The sequence below is a fragment of the Streptomyces sp. NPDC086554 genome, from assembly GCF_040686095.1.
Lineage (GTDB): Bacteria > Actinomycetota > Actinomycetes > Streptomycetales > Streptomycetaceae > Streptomyces.
This window is the reverse complement of record NZ_JBFBJK010000049.1, coordinates 21,023-38,264: the sequence shown is the minus strand read 5'-3', so window position 1 is coordinate 38,264 and position 17,242 is coordinate 21,023. Positions and strand designations below refer to the sequence as shown.

Genomic DNA, 17,242 nt, shown 5'->3' with positions numbered 1-17,242 from the left:
GCCGCCGTACCCATGGCCAATTAGGAGAATTCCGGATGGAGAATTACTTGGCGCTCAAACCACCCCAGATGAGGAAAAACTTGACCGTCGACACCATGCTCAGGCGCCAGTCCGGCTGCCAGAAGGGTGACCGCAGGCCCTCGTGGCTGCTGTCGTCGACCACCCCCTCGGCGACCAGGAAGTCGGCCGGCTTGGTCAGGCTCCAGGTCGAGAACGGCAGGCCGTGCTCGGCCGGCGTGGACTTGGCGATCTTCTTGATCTCCCGGCGCTCAGGCCGGGTGAAGGCCCTCGGCCGCCCGCCCACGTACTTCGGACAGAGCGAGTCGAAGCCGTCAGCGTTGAAGTTGTGGATCACATCCCGGACCCGGTCCGCGCTGGTGAACGTCACCTCGGCGATCTTCGCCACGGGCATGCCCTGCGCGGATAACAGCACCATCTGCGCCCGGCGCCAGGTCACCACCGACCCAGTGCCCCTACGGATGATCCGCAGCAGCCGCCTGCCCTCGCCGTCATCGATCTCACGGACCCGCACGCGCTCTGCCACCCGGCGCAGCTTGCCGGACGCGCGCCGCCGAAGTGGAATCCGGACGGCGCATCACCTCACCACAGCACAAGGGTCGCTGATGCGGCGCTAGCCGAGATTCAGAACCTCATCGTCCGCGTGCGTGCCGAACTCGGCGACCCGCACCTCCGCGATGTGCTCGTACCGGCTGATCCGGTCGGTCCACTCCGCGTCGACGCCGAACGCCACCTGCGCGAAGCCCACCCGCCTGACGGCCTCGGCCAGGCCCGGATCGCCAGGCGCCAGCAGCCGCACCGGCGCGTCAAGTGCCACGGTGTGCGGCGGCACGAAGTACTCGTCCGGCAAAACGGTGCGCGCATGGACGAGCGCGCCGACAGCGACAACCGAGCCGGCCCCCAACCGTGCGCACTGCAGTACCGTCGCCGCGGTCGCCACATAGACGCACCTGCCGACCTCGCAGCCCAGCAGCGTGGCATGCGGCCCCACGAAGACGTGATCGTCGACAAGCACCGGCTGATCGCCGGCGACCGCAGACCCGCGCAACACTGCGTTCTCGCAGATCACCGCCGCCTCCCCGACCTCGATCCGAGACCCCTCGGCATCGAGCACCGCACCGTACATCACCCGCGCCCTCGGCCCCACGCGGACATCACCGACGAGCGTGGCCGTCGGAGCGACGTAGGCGGTGGGATGGACCTGCGGTTCATGCCCGCGGTGCCGGATGCGGATTCCCTGCGCTTCAGCGATCATGAGCGGATTCTCGCCCGACCGACCGCGAACATGCTGGCGGATTTCCGACGTCACGTTCGCCGAGACATGCGCCATCCGCGATCTGAGGCACTACAGGGCCAACGTTGGCTGATACGGCACTAGAACCCGGTGAGGATCCTGGTCTCGTGCGCCGTGAGACCCCGCTCGACCTCCGCCGCCGAAGGGCGGCACACACGCGCGCGGCACCCCCAACGACCGGCGCTTCGAGGGGGGTTGACCAGATTGGACGTGCCTTTTCCGTTTCCCTGTCCAGGCCCCCGGACGCACGGTCCGGGGGCCCTCTGCGTCCCGGAGACGTCCTCACCCCGTCGGCAGCGGGCAATCGACTCGCCAGAACTCCAGAGACGCGGCGGGTTGCCGCGCTAACCCTCTGTCGTGCAAACACCCCGCTCAAGCCCCATGCCGACAAAAGTCCCAGGTCGCAGCCTACGAATGGGCTGTTTCCGGCGACGAGGACGGTCTCCGCCTCCGGCACTTGCGCCGCTAAGAACCCATCTTTGAACCCTGATCATGCTGTCAAGGGGGTGACTTTGGGTGCGGTGTGTCGTTGCGGAGCTGCGCCGTACGAACTTCTGGATGCCGCGCTGCGGGAAACAGCCTCGTGTCAAAGGCAGTTGGAAGGCATTGCTGTAGCTCTGCCTCCTGCCATGCTGGTGGGGCGGCATCCTAAGGCTTGTCCCGTAAATGATCTTCGTGGCTGGGAAGCTCCCGGCTATCCGTCGAGGATGAGGTTGTGCAGGCGGGCGATGCCGAGCATGGCGTGGTGGACACCGTCGCCTTTGAGGCGGCAGTCGCGGAGGATCTTCCACGTCTTCATCCGGGCGAAGACGTGTTCCACGCGGGCGCGGACCTGTTTGTGGGACTTGTTGTGCGCTGCTTTCCAGTCGGGCAGGTCTTCGCCTCTGCGGCGCCGGTGCGGCATGACGAGTCCGGTGCCCTGATAACCGCCGTCGGCAATCGTGGTGGTGCGGCCAACTGCGGCCCTGGCGCCGGATTCCTCCCATGCCTTGCAGTCGTTGCGGTTGCCCGGCAGTGGTCGGCCGACCACAACCACCCGGCGGGTGTCGGCGTCGATGACGACCTGGTGGTTGGTGGAGTACCGGTAATTCTTCGACTGCTCGGCTACCTCGTGGTCGCGGGTGGCACCAGGGTGCCGTCCACGATCAGCATGGTGTCCTTGGCGAACCGGCGCCGCGGCTGCAGGGACATCAGCGGGCCGAGTTGGACGATGATCCGGTCCGCCGCCGACTTCGAGACCCCAAACAGCGGGTCTAGCTGGCGCACCGTCAAGTTCGTACGCCAGTAGGCCACGACCAGCAGCACCCGGTCCTCCAGGACCAGACTCCACGGGCGTCCCCGCCGAACCGCGTCGGCGCCCTCACGTCGCAGTGCGGCCACCAACTTGCCGAACCGGCGCGGGCTCAGTCCAGAGAACGGGGCTATCCAAGACGGCTCCGACGCCGTAATCACACCAGCCACACCGTGATCATCCCGCCTGTGGCTGGCAGCCCCTGGTGAGCCGGCACGGAGCTCGCGTCGAGGTCCGAGTGGCGGGTCCATAAGATCATCGCATGAACTGGCTGACGCTGCTTTCCACACTGCTCGGTGCCGTTGTCGGAGTCGGATCGACCCTGCTGGCTGATCGTGCACGATGGGGGCGCGAGGTCCAGTCCCAGGCGGTGGAGCGTAGGCGTGAGCTCTACGGCGAGTTCCTCACGGCTCTCAACCTTGCTCAGGAGTCGCTGTTCGCGGTGGCCTACGGCCGTCATCCCGCCGAGCTGTCGCGGGATCTCGCCGCGCGCGCAGCCTTCGGTAATCACCAGGTCTATGCCGTGCGGGAACGACTTGCCCTGTCGGGTCGTGAACAGGTTGTGGCCGTTGCTGACACGGCGTTCAACCGGCTGAAGGCGTTCCGCGACGTCGTCGGTTCCGGGGCTATGCCCGACTCCTCGGAGCTGGCGGACGCCATTCAGTCCTACGGTGCCGTCCTGCGCGAACTGCGCCACGCCATGCGAGACGAGCTCGGCGAACCACGCCTGGAGACGGATGTCTCCAACTGACGGACCCCCGCGCACGGTTCACTGACAGAAGGTGTTGCGGGTTGGGGGCCCGGAGGCCGGAACCGTCGCAACCACCTCGCGGTCGTGCTGCGTGGCTACGGCCGACATCAGCCCGTCCCTACGCTGGCTGCTGTGAGCCGGAAGAATGCGGACAGGCTCACGCCCGGCGGGACCATCTACGGACAGACCGCCCACCTGCGTCCAAATAACGGGACAGCCCTTAGCTGCGCGCCCGCGCATTGTTCTCGTAGGGTGTTGCTGGTGTTTTGGAGAAACAGCCGAGTGCCGGGCAACGCCTTGATCGCCCGTCATATGCGAGTATTTTTCGACCGCTTGCCCCAGGAGGCTCGCTCATCCCCGGAACAGGTTGCTCAAGCGTACGGGGAACATCTGTTCCATCGTCGGCGCCGTGAGCTGGTCGACGAAAAACGTCTGGCCCAGTCCCCGTTTCACGTCGGAATTTGCGTGGACGGCGCGGAATTCGTCCACATCGCCAAACGCGCAACCCTTGTCTCCGACACTCTTTTGCTTTCCCACAACGGACTCGGTCCAGCCCGCCGCGTCTGTGAGCTGTCCCGGCGGGGCACCGAGCACCCCACAGCAATTATGCCCCTCACTGGCGACGGTGATCGCGTAGGCACGGCCAGCACCAGCAGCACCAGCTTCACCCTTATGCACGAGTCCTTGTCCATGCACTGTCCCGATCTCAGCGCGCTGGGGGCGTGGCTGACCGAAGCCGAACCCTTGCTGAGGGCCGGGCTGGCCTGGTACCTACCCAGCTATACGGTGGTCCGGGGTTCGTCGTACACCTACTACTCCAGCAGCCGCCACCACAACTACACGGAACCGGAACGCGCAGTGAGCGTTCCGAGCGCCCTCGACTTCCTGGTCCAGACAGGACGGGTCGTCAGTGAGAGTGACCTGTGCCCTCCGCACCCGCTCAAGAGCGATGTCGTCCGTCCAGTGCTCACCATGGACCTCCCGTTCCTTGAGGGGGTCGGCATGGCCGACTTCAGCAAGATCACCATGCAGGAGTTCGACGCATACCGCTCCTTCCAGAGCTTCCTGCGGCAAGAATTCCTCAGCCTCGACACGGCACTGAACGCCATTGAATCCGAACGTGAACTGATCCGAATCGCGCACCACATCGAGGATGAAGCCAGAGGCATCCGCTCACAGATGGCAACTGTCCGGCGCAAGCGAGCCGTCGCCGTTTCGGGGGCGGTCGTCGGCACCATCGGAGCCTCCCTCGTCGCCGTGTATGGACCGGCCTTCCAGGCAGCCGCCACTGCCCTGGGAGCCGCTGGCGCAGGCGGTATTTGGGGCATCATCCAAAGCGCCGCCGACAACAGCCCGCGCACCCTGCGCGACAGTCCCTGGTACTACGTCTGGGTCCTGGCTCGTAGCAGCGAGAGATACCAGTAGGTCCCGGGAAATGGCACAGCACCCCTGCGCCCGCGCTCCGCGTGAACGACTACTGACGAAATCCTGATACACGATGCCGTCAGTAGATCTCATTCCTCCGCTTGCGGTAGTTCGGCAAGGGCATTGCGGAGTGATTCCGCCCGCTTCACACGCATGTTGCGTTGGCAGGCCGTTCGGGCGCGGGCCCCGGCGGGAGGATGCTGCCGCTACCGGGTGGGGCGGGCGTTGTGGCACATGGCGTCGCGCACACAGAGACAGCAGCTAGACCCACTGCAGTCCTCGACGGCCACGGTTGTATCGGTGGTGGTCATCGCCTGATCGGGTTCTTGAACGTCCAGACATAGGGAGGCTTGCCGTCCTTGGGAGCCCAATGCACGGCGAGCTCCTTGGCTCCCTTGGGAACCATGCACGTCTGGCATATGACGTGACTTCGTCCCGGCTTCCAGTTCACGATGTCCATGTCCTTCTCGCAGCCGGGGGCGTCGTCAAGCGCGTAGGCGAGGTTGGAGCCGGGGGTGCCGTCCGCATAGATCTCGACGATGTCGCCGACGTTCGGATAGGTATTGAAGACAACTCCGCCCCTGCTCGTGTACTTCACATGCGCGACGACAGGCACATAGCCCGTGACCTTCTTCGGGTCGGACATGGATTCGGCGTCCGCCTTCGTACCGACGGTCACCTTCTGCGCCACGGCGGTGTATGTGATCTCCCCTTCGTCCTCTTCGAAGGCCGCGGTGACGCTCTCACCGGCACTCAACTGGCGCCCGGCGGCTTTACTGGCGCCGCCCTTGGACCTGCTGCCACTGTCCTCGTCAGGTCCTGCGCAGGCGGTCAGGGCTATGGCCAGGATGGACACGGGGGCGGCCGCGCGCAGCCACAGCAGCTTCCGGTTTTGCATGGTCTCGTCTCCTCGAAACGTAGTCCGTGGCCTGCGACTTCGATCGAGCAGTCCGTCCGGAGCGGGGCGACCAGCCTATCCAGGCGGCTCAGGCTGCTTGGGCGGCAGCCACTGACCGGGGTGCTGCCGCGTTGGGGTGGGCGGTGGGACGGGTAATCCGGCGGGTCATGAGCGTGATCGCGGCGAGCGTGAGCATCGCTTCGGAGTGCTCGGGCAGCGTCTCGTAATCCCGGACGTTGCGGCGTGCGTGCACCAACCACGCCAGCGACCTCTCAACCACCCACCGACGCGGCAGAATCACGAACCCCTGAGCACCCTTGGGCCTGCTCACGGTCTTGATTGTCAGGTGGAGGAACGCCTTCGCCCAGTCCACGAGCTTGCCTGCGTAGGCCAGGTCGGCCCAGATGATGGTGATTTCGGGGTGCATCAGCCGCAGCCGGAAGAGGGCTTCGCGGGCTGCCACGCTGTCGTGCATGTCGGCCGGGGTGACCATCACGAACAGCGGGAGCCCCTTCAGGTCCACGATGACGTGTCTCTTGCGGCCCGGCGTCTTTTTGCCCGCGTCGTATCCGGAGGTGGAGCGCGGGACGGTGGCGGCGACCTTGACGGACTGCGAGTCGATCACCGCCGCCACCGGGTGCGGGGAGGTGCCCGTGGACCGGCGGATCCGGCGCCGCAACTGGTCACGGATGAGGTTGAAGACCCCCCGGGCGGACCAGCGGCTGAAGAACCCGAACACCGTCTGGAAGGGCGGGTAATCCTGCGGGAGGGCGGACCATTTGCAGCCGGTGTCGACGAGATAGCGCAGGGCGTCAACGATCTCGCGCCGCGGATGGGCCTCTGGCCGACCGCCGCGCGGGGTCTGGCAGGCCGGCACCGGCAACAAGGGCTCGATGAGCAGTCATTCCAGGTCCGTGGTGTCCGAGGGGTAGCGCCGCTGCCGCATCGCGCCTGCCTCCCTTTCCGTCAGGCGATCAGGTCGAGGGTGGACTCGACGGAATTGAGCTGGGCGACAATGTGCCGCACTCGCTTGTCCTCTGGGTCCAGGGCAGCGTGTGGGGCGATGGTGCCGGTGATCAGGCGACGGACCTCCGTGAGCAGCACGTGCACCCGGGCCGTCTCGTAGGACTCCAGCTCGTTCGGGTCCGCGCTGAACGCGTAGCCGTCTGCCCTGGTGTAAATCACCGGTGGCCAGCCCTTCTTCGTGATGATGTCGCGCATCATCGCCATGCCCGACTGCACTTGACTGCGGGTGAGTTCGGTGGCCCGCATCAACTGAGGCATGTGGAGACCTGCCGGGCGGGCCTGCATAAGCGCTCTGAAGATCGCTTCCGCGTGCTTGCGTGCCGCGTCGCCCCGGTGCCGTGACCGGGGCATTCCTACTCGCCTCGCAGGAGTTTCGCGAGCTCCTCGTCGACGTCGACCTGGCCGGTGTCCACGGCGGTGAGGATCCACTCGCAGGTCGCGCGGACACGGTCGACGTTGCGGTGCACCGTGTCGCGTTCGTCGTCGGAGAAGGGCCGCTCACGCAACGAGGGGACGATCCGGCCCGTGGCCGCGACGAACCGCTGGCAGGCCCCGACCAGGTCGAGGAACTCCAGGGCGTGGTTGATCCGGCGCACGGTCGGCTCGAACGGCTCCTCGGCGCCTTCGAGCTGCTGCTCGTGAGCCTCGCGCAGCTGGCGGGACTGCTCGACCTGAGCGTGATTTACCTGGTGCCGGGCGGTGTCGTCGGTCATGGCCTTGAACGCCACCGATGGACGCCGCAGAAGATCGGTCGCCACCTGCGCGGCAACCTGCTCGTCGGCGACCAGGTCGTGCACGGCCTCGACCTTCTCCTGAGCCGTCTCCGGGCCCGGCCCGTGGTAGCCGACCCGCTGCCGGGAGGTCTCCGGTGTCCACCGCCGTTTGCCGGTCCGTTCGTCCAGCGGCGGGTTCTTGACCGCCGCCCACCGTTCCTCGTCGTCAGAGATCGCGGCCAGGGTCTGGTGGGTACTGAACGCCACTCCAGAGCATCGGTGCTGCTCAGGCCACCGGCTGGCCACCCACCGATACGACTTCAGGGTGTTGTAGGGAACGTTGACGTCTTCCGACAGCCGGTGCAGCCATGCCGACACCCCGAACAGGTCGTCCCGCACCGACCGGCCGCCGTGATCCTGCATCGGGACGACTTCCAGCGCACCGTCGCCGATGATGAACGAACTCTTCGACAACTTCTCGACGGCCTCGCGCAGCCTCTCCACGATCTGCCCATAGCGCTCGATGCTGACGCTACCGATCTGCTCTGTACTGGGCACGGCACCCACCCCCTGCCAGGCCGGAGCACGGCCCCATGACCGTGAAGGGGAACCCCGGCCCGCCCGGTACGGGCAGAGTCCGCCCGCCGCCGTACCCCGGAAAGGCGTACCGCCGCGGCGCGCGAGGCACCCGAAAGCTCTCCGCAAAGCCCGCTGCCGGGCCACTGCGAACGGAGAGCCCGGTGCGTACGGAGTCCTCCACTGAGGCGCGTGTACGAGATCAACAGGGGTTCAAAGATGGGCTCTAACCACCCGCTCCCGCATGCTGCCTCCCTGTCCGGCCCGATGCCCGATGCCCGACGCTCAACGGGCAGGGCCCGCACTCCCGTTCCGTCCCGCCCGTACGCACCGCCGCGTGCGGACGCACCCGGACCCAAAGGACCGCCACCATGACGACCCAGCCGACCCCCCACCACTCCGGCCCGCGGCCGCAGCACGAGGAACCGCACACGGACGGCGCCCTCGACCTGCGCACTGCCCTCCTGCTGCTGGCCGGGGGCGGGGCGACGTACGTGGCCTTCCAGCACCCCGGCGCCGGGGCCGCGCTGCTGGTCGGCGTCGCCGTGGTGACGGCGCTGCACCTCCTGCTGGGGCGCCGGTGAACGCACCGGCCGACGGGCGTGGCCGCGCCCGTCGGCCCAGGCTGGAACCGTGCCGGAGTTTCCCTCGACGTCGCGCTCGCCCGGGCCGTACCGGTCCTGCCGACCGGTCGGTGCTGGTGGTACGAGCCCAAGTTCGACGGGCACCGGCTGGTCGCGCACCGCACCGTGGACACGGTGCGCCTGCAGGCGCGCTGCGGACGCGAGGTCACCGCCGTATGGATGGACCTGGCCCTTGCCGTGCTCGCGCTCCCCGAAGGAGTATTGCTCGACGGCGAGGCCGTCGCCTGTTCCTCATCACCGCCGTCGAACCAGCCCTTCGGGCCCTGTAGACGTCCTGTCCACCACAGAGGCGCTTCGGCTCAATTGGCCCCGCACACCACGGCAAACGCACCAGGCTGGGGACGGGCAGGGCCCGCACTCGGCCGCGGCGGGTCCGCGCGGACAAGGCGTACGCCTCTCGCAAGAACCGCGCCTACCTGCGACGGCGTGGCATCCGCTGCACCGTCCCGGACAAGTCCGACCAGGCCCGCAACCGCAAGAAACGTGGCTCGCTTGGCGGTCCTCTACGAGGCGACCGTCCTTGTCGCGGCCATCAACGAGTGGCTGTGACCAGCACATTCGATCCACGCCCTAGTTGGGGGGTGACTCGTCGGCGAGCTGGTTGCTGCGGTCGATCTCCGGCATGTGCGTCTCGGCCCAGATCCGCAGGGCGGAGAGCGGTCTTTCGAGGGACAGGCCGAGCTCGGTGAGCCGGTAGTGGACGGCGGGCGGCACGGTGGGTTCCACGCGGCGCGCGACCAGGCCATCGCGGACCAGGCTCTGCAGGGTGACGGACAGCATCTTCTGTGAGATGCCCGGGATACGGCGCCGCAGTTCCGCGAAACGGAGCTCGCCCGGAGCCTCCTCGGCCAGCACCTTGACGGCCATCGACGTCCACTTGGTGCCGATGCGGTCGAGCAACTGGCGGGTCGGGCAGCGCGGATCCAGCAGGTCACCGCGCTTACCGGGCCGCTGCTCGCGTCCGTCGGGCTTCGATGTGGTCACCCGGGGCTCACCACCTGAAGGGAAAGTGCCGTCTTGGGCGGATAAGCATAGTTCCCTAACGTGACCTAGTCACCATCACTCACCACACCTGGAGCCCCTCCATGCCCGAGCTGCGACGCGTCCCCGCCAACGGTGTCGAACTGAACGTCGCCCTCGCCGGATCAGGCCCGGCCGTCCTGCTGCTGCACGGCTTCCCGCATACCTGGGAGCTGTGGACGGACGTCATGGCCGATCTGCCCGGCCGCTACCGCGTCATCGCGCCGGACCTGCGCGGGTTCGGCGCGAGCAGCCGGGCCGCCTCCGGGTACGACGCGGACACCCTGGCCGAGGACGCCGCGGCGCTTCTCACCACGCTCGGCGTGTCCTCGGTCGCCGTGGTGGGCATCGACGCGGGCACCGCGCCGGCCTTCCTCCTCGCCCTGCGCCGCCCCGGTCTCGTCCGGCGCCTGGTCGTCATGGAGTCCCTTCTGGGCAGGCTGCCCGGCGCCGAGGACTTCCTCGCCGACGGGCCGCCGTGGTGGTTCGGCTTCCATTCCGCCGCGCCCGGCCTTGCCGAGACCGTGCTGGATGGCCACGAGGCCGCCTACGTCGACTGGTTTCTGAGCGCCGGCACGCTCGGCGACGGGGTGCGCCCCGCCCTCCGGGACGCCTTCGTCCGCGCATACACCGGCCACCAGGCGTTGAACTGCGCGTTCTCGTACTACCGGGCCCTGCCCGAGAGCGCGGCACAGATCGAGCAGGCGGTCGCCACTGCCCGCCTGACGGTGCCAACGATGGCGCTGGGCGCCCGGCCTGTCGGTACTGCGCTGGAACGCCAACTCCGCCCGGTCACCGACGATCTCACCGGACACGTCATCGAAGACTGCGGCCACATCATCCCGCTGCACCGGCCGCGCGCCCTGCTCACGCTGTTGCATCCGTTCCTGGCCGCTGAGGACGCGCCAGGGCGTGTTTGAAATGTCGATCAACGATGTCCAGGCCTTGATCGACATTTCGAGGACCGAATAGCGTCGGGGTGGTGGAAACAACGCACCGGCCCGCCGCCCGGGCCATCTGTCTGGACGCTGCCCTTCTCCAGCGGCACGGCGGCTGATAACCCAACGGTGATATCCAGTCCGTCTTGGACGGCACAGGCAGCCTCTGTCCTGTGACTACGAACCTTGACCGATTGCCGGCGAAGCCTGACGACCGGGCAGTTCGTGTCGCCGAAGCTTGACCGGACGGAATTGCGCGGCCCACACCGGACAACGCGGCTAGCGGGGCGTGGTGTCGTCGGCCCTGAACGGGCCGCCGTGGCCGGGCACGATCAGGTCCGCGGCGGTCAGCACCCGGAGCCGGGAGGCGCGCAACACCTCACGGTCGGGGGCTACTGGGTCGTCCGCCGGGCCGTCCGCGTGCCACCACAGGTCACCGGCGAAGGCGACCACGCCCGAGTCCGTGCCCGCCAGCAGCGTGATGTCCTCGGCACTGTGGCCCGGGGTGCGGATCAGCCGTAGCGACGGGGTGAGTTCGTAGCCCTCCGCGTCCCGGTTCCTCCACTGATCGCCCAGGTACTCCACCTTGTGGTCGTGCACCCGGGCCCGTCCGAACAGGCCCACGTTCATGGTGTTGTCCGGGTGGTGGTGGCTGAGCACCACGTCGGTGATGTCGTCGGGGCCGAGCCCCAACTCGTCCAGCGGGGCGAGGATGTGGTCGCGACTCGCCACCATGCCCGGGTCGAAGATCACATGCCGGCCGGCGTCGGATACGTAGGAGACGGTGGCGGCGACTCCGGGGCCGGTGGAGCCTACATATCCGGTGGTCAGGATCGTGTATACGGCGCTGCGGCCGAGCGGTGCGTCTGTCATGGCCTCAATCCTTCCGGGCAGGCCGATCGTCCACGAGTGGCACAGCTGCCATTGATCGCAGGATTAGTGCCACACTGCACCTGTGCCTCCCTTCGTGACCGTCGCCGCGTACGCCCCGCCCGGAGTCGGCATGCTCGCCGTCGGCATCGTCACCGAGGTCTTCGGCCCGCACGGCGCGACACTGCCCGGCTTCGACTTCGCCCTGTGCACCGACCGGCCCGGGCCGGTCCCCACTGACCTCGGGGTGCCGCTCACCATCACGCACGGCCTGGACCGGCTCGCCTCCGCCGATCTGGTGATCGCCCTGCCATGGGCCGGCTTCCGCACACCACCCGCTCCCGCCGTGCTCGATGCGCTGTCGGCCGCACACGAGCGCGGCTCACTGGTCGCGGCCCACTGCGTCGGCGCTTTCGCGCTCGCCGCCGCCGGACTGCTCGACGGTCGGCGGGCCACCACCCACTGGCGCTTCGCCGAACTGCTCGCCCGCCGCCACGCCGACGTCACCGTCGAACCCGACGCCCTCTACATCGACGAAGGACGCATCATCACGGGCGCGGGAGCCGCCGCGGGCTTCGATCTCTGCCTGCACCTGCTGAGGCGGGAGTACGGCGCCGCGATGGCCAACGCTGTTGCCCGGGACATGGTGCTGCCCTCCCACCGCGACGGCGGGCAGGCGCAGTACCTGGCCGCCCCCGTCCCCGAAGACTGCCGCGACGAACGTCTCGCCGAGGTACTCGCCTGGGCCCGCGAGAACCTCCATGAGCCGCTTCCTGTCGCGGAACTGGCCCGGCGTGCCGTGATGAGCAAACGCTCCTTCGCCCGCCGCTTCACCGCCGCGACCGGCACCACCCCCCACGCCTGGCTGCGGAGCCTGCGTCTGAGCAGCGCCGAAGAACTCCTGGAGACCACGGACCTGCCGGTCGAGGAAATCGCCCACCGCGTCGGATACGGAAGCGCGGCCGTCCTGCGCGAACAATTCGTACGCCGCCGGGGAGTACCGCCCCGCTCCTACCGCCGCTCCTTCACGAACACGCCCTAACGAACAAGCCAAGCCAACGCCGCTCCGAGCAACACCGCCTCCCACTCCCCCAGATGCCTCGCCGCGGCATCTTTGTTCACGAGAACGAGCAGCAGATGTGTCCTCCGGTGTTGGGGCTGGCATCTGAACGTATGGCGGTCCGCCGGGTGCTCGGCCTCGGGGACATCGGTACAGCTGTTGGCGCTGAGAACAATCATGGTCCGATCGGTGCGAGGGTGCTCCGTTCAGCCGGGCTCCACCGGGAGCCACAGTTCGGCGTCGGCCTCGGTCTTCTCCGGCGACAGGCGGGTGCGCAGGATCTCAGGGCCGGTGCGGGTGCGATACGGGTTCGACGGGAACCACTCGGTGAACACGTACCGCCACAGCTCCTGGATGGCCTGCGGTGCCGGTCCGGAGGTGGTGAAGACCGCCCAGGTGCCGGGCCGGGACGGCCAACGTGGTCGTGCCCTCAAGAGCGGCCGCGGAGGTGATCACGCCGTGGTGGTAGTCGAGGTCGGTGCCCTCGGCACGGCTGGGGTCCATGCCGTCACAGACCGCGACGATGCCGTGCGGCTCCTGGTCCGACAGCTTCTCCAGGCGCTCCAGGGGCTGTGGGTCGATCCCACGGACAAAGTCCGTGATCGCCTGGTTCGGCCCGGCATGCACCAGCGGTACCCGGGTCTTGAGCCCGGCGACGGTGAAGGCCGCCTTGTCCACGACGCGGTATCGCATACTGCTGCCCCCTTCGATGGTGAGGCGGAAGGCCATCCGGGACTGGGAGTTGAGTGCGGCGCCGGTACGCCGGGCCTCGCCCGGTCCGATGCCGTGCATGGCACGGAACGCCCGCGCGAATGCCTCGCCGGAGCTGTAGCCATAGCGCACCGCGATCTCCAGCAGCGTGTCGCGCCCCGCGAGTACTTCGGCGCCCGCGAGAGTAAGCCGGCGACGCCGGATGTACTCCGGCAGCGGCATTCCCGCGCGCGGAGAACATCCGGCGCAGGTGGTGCTCCGAGGTCGCCGCGATGCGTGCCGGCTCGGCTACGTCGATGGCCGGTCCAACTGGCGCTCGATGTGCTCCATGGCCTGGTTCAGCCGCTCCAGCATGCCCGTTCCCTTGTCCTTCCCCTTTTCACCACCGCCTTGACAGCGATGGTCGTGAAGCACGCCTATTCGGCGCTGCGGTCGGTGCCGTCTCCGTCCGGACCGGGGGTGTTCTGTCCCAGGCCTCGGCGGATCGCGATCTCCACGGGTGAGTACGCGCCGTCGGCCCGCTCCAGTTCGTACGGTGCGGCCGGCATGAGCGGCGGCTGCGCCATAAAGCGCGGTCGCACCCCATGGTGTGGTTGCGCCGCGTGCACCAGGAACGGATGGCACAGGAAGACGTCGCCAGGGGATCCGGTGGCAAGGGCGAGTGGCCGGTGGTCGGACGCCGCCACCAGATCGGGGGCGAGGGCCAGCCCGCTCGCCCCGTCCTCCCCGTACTTCTCCAGCACCTTCGGTACGTCGAGGTGCGAGCCGACCCGGATCCGGGTCGGGGCGTCCTGTTCACCGACCTCGCTGAACAGGAACAGCATCAGCAGCGCCCGGCCCTGGGAGCGCAGATTCGTGAAGTACCAGCTCTCGCCCTCCGGCAGATAGCTCCCCTCGATGTGCCAGCCCGCGTCGTCCGGCTCCTCCTCGTGCGGGAAGCGCAGCGGGAACGTGCCCAGCGAGTAGCGCGGCTCCCAGCGTCCCGCGCCGACGAGCAGGTCGTACGCGCGGTGCAGGGACGGGGAGTTGGGGGCGGCGGCGAACGGCCCCTGCGCCATGCCGCCCACCCAGTGCACGGGCTGCGTCCACGTCGACGGGTCGTCCGGGTCGCAGCCCGTCTCTCGCCACAGCAGCCGCGCGCAGTCCGCGGCCACGCGCGGCGCGACAGCGCCCTCCACCTTTACGAAGCCGTCGCGGAGGAAACGGGATACCAAGGTCGTGTCATCCATGCCCCCATCGTGTGGCGACACCGGCCCTGGTCACCCGACATTTTCCGCACCGCCTTTATCGGGTGATCACCGGAGCGCGGTCAGGCGGCGCGCGCCACCTACCCGGCCGTGATCGTTCTCAGGGCCAACGGCTGTGCCGGTGTTCCCCGAGGCCCGTGCTTCTGGCGGGTCTTCACCCGGATCTCGCGCGAGGGGTTCGGGAGCGGCGGTGCTCTGCCCCGGGAGAGCCAAGGGCAGCACGGCCGTAATAGGAGCGGCCACCAGCACGGAAGTGATCTTCCTGTCCTGCCTAACGCCCCGAAATAATGATCAGAGAAGCGCCATGGCCTTGTTCTATTCCACCTGGAACACGGAGACCACACGGTCATCCACCCCACCAGGATCCGGGCCCCGAGGACTCACCTGCGACTTTGCTGTGCCCGCCGGGTACGTCACAAAGCCGGGACCGGGCGCTTCTCCGCATGGAGTGATCGCCCACGGGCGCACGCTCCACGTGGCGCCCTCCAGGTCACCGAGGTGCCCACGCGTTCTGCCAGCTCCGTCCTTCCCGGCACAGGGGGTGCGCACCAGTGCGTCCGGTGCCGCTCCCGATGGAGGCTGAACTCGCTTCGGATCAGCCAGAGTTGAGGGAGGACGTACCGTGTCTGTCGCTCGAACCTCGCACCGCCACCGCCGAGTCACCACAGCCGCCGTCGCCGCCACGATCCTTGCCGGGGCGGGCGTCGTCAGCGCCGGCGCCGAATCACGGACGTCCGCCGCGCCCTCCTCCAACGCCGCCACCCAGCGCGGCACCCTGCTCTCCGCCGAGTTGCTCCACACCCTCGCGTCGGCCAAGGACTCCGCAGCCGAGCTCACCGCCTCCGGGTACGACCCCGGCGCCGCCCGCCACGGCGTGGACGCGTACCGACTCTTCTACCGCACCATCGACGCGAAGGGCCAACCCACCACCGCCAGCGGGCTGTTCACCGTCCCGCGCGGGGCCCAAGGGCGTCTGCGGACCGTCTCGTTCGCCCACGGCACCGGCGTCCACCGCACCGACGCGCCCTCGATGCAGCGGAAGGTGTTTCTGACCGGCCCCCCCCCATCACGTACGCCTCCGCAGGCTTCGCCACCGTCGCGCCCGACTACCTCGGCATGGGCACGGGCCCGGGCAGGCACCCCTGGATGGACGTGCCGTCCGAAGCCACGGCCTCCCTCGATCTGCTCCGCGCCGCCCGCCAGTTCGCCCCGCGCACCGGACGCGCCCTGGACCGTGACGTCCTGGCCACCGGCTTCTCGCAGGGCGCGTCGGCTGCGCTCGGGCTCGGCAGGGCCCTCCAGGCGGGCGAGGACCGGTACTTCAGGCTCGGCGCCCTCGCCCCCATCAGCGGGGCCTACGACTTCGGGGGTGCGGAGATCCCGGCGCTGCTCGCGGGCGACAGTGAGCTGGAGCCGAGGTGGCGCGTGGTGTACGCCGCGTACACCTTGGTCGCCTTCGACCGCGTCCACGATGTGTACGACAACCCGGGCGAGGTGTTCCGCGACCCTGTCGTGGAGGAGCTGTTCGACGGTATGCACAGCGGCCCGCAGATGATCAACGCGCTGCCCCGCACGCTGGACGAACTGCTGACGCCGTACGGGCGCGATCTGCTGGCCCGACCCAAGGGCGGCCTCGCGGCCCGGCTGCGGAGCACCGACAGCGTGTGCAAGGACTGGAAGCCCAAGGCACCCATTCGGCTCTACATGGCGCAGGGCGATGAGCAGGCGACCGTCCAGAACACGGCCAACTGCGCCGCAGCCTTCCAGGGGAGGGGAATTGGGGTGCCGGTCGTCGACCTCGGCGCCGTCGACCACCAGAAGTCACGGCACCTCGGCTCGAACGTGCAGGGAACAGCGGAGGTGGTGCGCTGGTTCAGCACGCTCCGGACGGGCAGCAACCGATGACCCGTCCTCGCGCCGCTCCGGTGAGCACCTCGGTGACCTTTGTGACGTACCCGGCGAGATGGTTCAGGAAGGAATTAGAAGGCAGTTCGGGCGAGGCCGCCGGTCCAGGGGCCATCGAAGTCGGCTGCGGTGAGGGTGACGCCGGTCAGGACGCGTACGGCGAGGATGAGGCAGCCTTCGGGCTCCTCGGTGTCGGCTTCGCCGGTGGGTTCACAGTCATCGGAGGCGTCGAAGCCGGCCGCGGTGAGGGAGCCGACGACGGGATGGGTGGTGTCTACGCTGCCGGAGGGGCCGTCGAAGTAGCCGCCGGACAGTTCGAGGCGGCCGAGGACGGCGCCGTCGTGGGCGATGGTGGCCGTCTTCGTGTCGGGGTCGCGGTAGGCGCTGATGACGGTGTGGCCGTCGGCAGCGAGGGTGCGCAGGACATCGTCATCGAAGCCGATCCAGCTTTCGAATTCGACGGTGAGGGTCCAGCCGCCAGGCATTTCGTGACCGAGGACGAAGGCGCCTTCGCCCTGGTGCTCTTGGAGGAAGTGTGCGGCTTGGTTCAGGCCCTCGGGGCAGGGGACGGGGTTGGCGACGCCCATGAGTTGGAGGGTTTCGGTGAGTGAGTGGGGGGCGAGGGTTACGCACCAGCCTTCGCCGAACATCTCGTCCAAGTCCACGGTGTGGGGGCCTTCTTGCTCGGGTCCGCGGCCATTGTGTCCAGATGGCTGAGCCCAAAGGGTAGGTGGCGCACATGCCATGAGGTGGGGAAGTCCAAAGATCGGTCGTGCCGCATCCGTTCCCACTCGGCATCTGTCAGATCGCCCTGCCTCATGCCCACAACAACGCCCCAGGCACGGGACAGTCACA

General features: G+C 68.3%; 15 protein-coding genes and 5 pseudogenes. 8 read left to right on the top strand and 12 right to left on the bottom strand.

Annotated elements, in window-relative coordinates:
• Nucleotides 1–130 precede the first annotated feature (130 nt).
• From AB0O76_RS42960 to AB0O76_RS42950, 3 genes and pseudogenes are all read right to left on the bottom strand, one after another.
• A pseudogene (locus AB0O76_RS42960) lies at nt 131–544 on the bottom strand (helix-turn-helix domain-containing protein); the annotation flags it as partial.
• Between the two features lie 87 nt (nt 545–631).
• Complete coding sequence (locus tag AB0O76_RS42955; RefSeq protein WP_365503088.1) at nt 632–1,348, bottom strand: acyltransferase; 717 nt, start codon at nt 1,346–1,348, stop codon at nt 632–634.
• A 658-nt stretch (nt 1,349–2,006) separates the two neighbouring features.
• Nucleotides 2,007–2,773 (bottom strand): annotated as a pseudogene (locus tag AB0O76_RS42950) (transposase).
• Nucleotides 2,774–2,865: 92 nt separating this feature from the next.
• Between AB0O76_RS42950 and AB0O76_RS42945 the strand changes: the two are divergent.
• Both AB0O76_RS42945 and AB0O76_RS42940 read left to right on the top strand, forming a co-directional pair.
• Nucleotides 2,866–3,354 (top strand): hypothetical protein, encoded by a 489-nt coding sequence (locus tag AB0O76_RS42945; protein ID WP_365503085.1) that lies wholly within the window; start codon nt 2,866–2,868, stop codon nt 3,352–3,354.
• Nucleotides 3,355–3,636: 282 nt separating this feature from the next.
• Nucleotides 3,637–4,779, top strand: coding sequence for a hypothetical protein (locus AB0O76_RS42940; protein ID WP_365503082.1), 1,143 nt, complete (start codon nt 3,637–3,639; stop codon nt 4,777–4,779).
• 307 nt (nt 4,780–5,086) lie between these two features.
• Here AB0O76_RS42940 and AB0O76_RS42935 read toward each other — a convergent pair whose 3' ends face one another.
• From AB0O76_RS42935 to AB0O76_RS42920, 4 genes are all read right to left on the bottom strand, one after another.
• A complete protein-coding gene (locus AB0O76_RS42935) occupies nt 5,087–5,677 on the bottom strand; it encodes a hypothetical protein (RefSeq protein ID WP_365503079.1) in 591 nt (196 codons plus the stop codon).
• Nucleotides 5,678–5,765: 88 nt separating this feature from the next.
• Entirely contained in the window at nt 5,766–6,578 is an 813-nt protein-coding gene (locus AB0O76_RS42930) for an IS5 family transposase (RefSeq protein WP_365503094.1), read from the bottom strand.
• A 65-nt stretch (nt 6,579–6,643) separates the two neighbouring features.
• Nucleotides 6,644–7,054: a RacP protein gene (locus AB0O76_RS42925; RefSeq protein WP_365503076.1), complete on the bottom strand. Its 411-nt coding sequence runs from the start codon at nt 7,052–7,054 to the stop codon at nt 6,644–6,646.
• A 2-nt stretch (nt 7,055–7,056) separates the two neighbouring features.
• On the bottom strand, nt 7,057–7,974 hold the full coding sequence (locus tag AB0O76_RS42920; RefSeq protein WP_365503073.1) for a DUF6192 family protein: 918 nt from the start codon (nt 7,972–7,974) through the stop codon (nt 7,057–7,059).
• A gap of 389 nt (nt 7,975–8,363) precedes the next feature.
• Between AB0O76_RS42920 and AB0O76_RS42915 the strand changes: the two genes are divergently transcribed.
• The 3 genes and pseudogenes from AB0O76_RS42915 to AB0O76_RS42905 form a co-directional block, all read left to right on the top strand.
• Complete coding sequence (locus AB0O76_RS42915; protein ID WP_365503070.1) at nt 8,364–8,576, top strand: hypothetical protein; 213 nt, start codon at nt 8,364–8,366, stop codon at nt 8,574–8,576.
• Between the two features lie 18 nt (nt 8,577–8,594).
• A pseudogene (locus AB0O76_RS42910) lies at nt 8,595–8,903 on the top strand (hypothetical protein); the annotation flags it as partial.
• Between the two features lie 59 nt (nt 8,904–8,962).
• Nucleotides 8,963–9,142: pseudogene (locus AB0O76_RS42905) on the top strand (IS5/IS1182 family transposase); the annotation flags it as partial.
• A gap of 64 nt (nt 9,143–9,206) precedes the next feature.
• Here the strand turns inward: AB0O76_RS42905 and AB0O76_RS42900 are convergent.
• Nucleotides 9,207–9,620, bottom strand: coding sequence for a helix-turn-helix domain-containing protein (locus AB0O76_RS42900; protein ID WP_365503067.1), 414 nt, complete (start codon nt 9,618–9,620; stop codon nt 9,207–9,209).
• 101 nt (nt 9,621–9,721) lie between these two features.
• Between AB0O76_RS42900 and AB0O76_RS42895 the strand changes: the two genes are divergently transcribed.
• Complete coding sequence (locus AB0O76_RS42895) at nt 9,722–10,576, top strand: alpha/beta hydrolase (protein ID WP_365503064.1); 855 nt, start codon at nt 9,722–9,724, stop codon at nt 10,574–10,576.
• Between the two features lie 297 nt (nt 10,577–10,873).
• Here AB0O76_RS42895 and AB0O76_RS42890 read toward each other — a convergent pair whose 3' ends face one another.
• Nucleotides 10,874–11,467 carry an MBL fold metallo-hydrolase gene (locus tag AB0O76_RS42890; protein WP_365503061.1) on the bottom strand — a complete coding sequence of 198 codons (594 nt, stop codon included), beginning with the start codon at nt 11,465–11,467 and terminating at the stop codon, nt 10,874–10,876.
• A gap of 130 nt (nt 11,468–11,597) precedes the next feature.
• Between AB0O76_RS42890 and AB0O76_RS42885 the strand changes: the two genes are divergently transcribed.
• Nucleotides 11,598–12,506, top strand: coding sequence for a helix-turn-helix domain-containing protein (locus AB0O76_RS42885; RefSeq protein ID WP_365503091.1), 909 nt, complete (start codon nt 11,598–11,600; stop codon nt 12,504–12,506).
• Nucleotides 12,507–12,730: 224 nt separating this feature from the next.
• On the opposite strand, the pseudogene AB0O76_RS42880 reads toward AB0O76_RS42885, so the two are convergent.
• Both AB0O76_RS42880 and AB0O76_RS42875 read right to left on the bottom strand, forming a co-directional pair.
• Nucleotides 12,731–13,589 (bottom strand): annotated as a pseudogene (locus AB0O76_RS42880) (AraC family transcriptional regulator).
• 62 nt (nt 13,590–13,651) lie between these two features.
• Complete coding sequence (locus AB0O76_RS42875) at nt 13,652–14,464, bottom strand: phytanoyl-CoA dioxygenase family protein (protein ID WP_365503058.1); 813 nt, start codon at nt 14,462–14,464, stop codon at nt 13,652–13,654.
• 1,164 nt (nt 14,465–15,628) lie between these two features.
• Between AB0O76_RS42875 and AB0O76_RS42870 the strand changes: the two genes are divergently transcribed.
• Nucleotides 15,629–16,387: a hypothetical protein gene (locus tag AB0O76_RS42870; protein ID WP_365503055.1), complete on the top strand. Its 759-nt coding sequence runs from the start codon at nt 15,629–15,631 to the stop codon at nt 16,385–16,387.
• Between the two features lie 74 nt (nt 16,388–16,461).
• Here the strand turns inward: AB0O76_RS42870 and AB0O76_RS42865 are convergent, their stop codons facing one another.
• Entirely contained in the window at nt 16,462–17,052 is a 591-nt protein-coding gene (locus tag AB0O76_RS42865; protein WP_365503052.1) for a DUF6461 domain-containing protein, read from the bottom strand.
• Between the last annotated feature and the right edge of the window lie 190 nt (nt 17,053–17,242).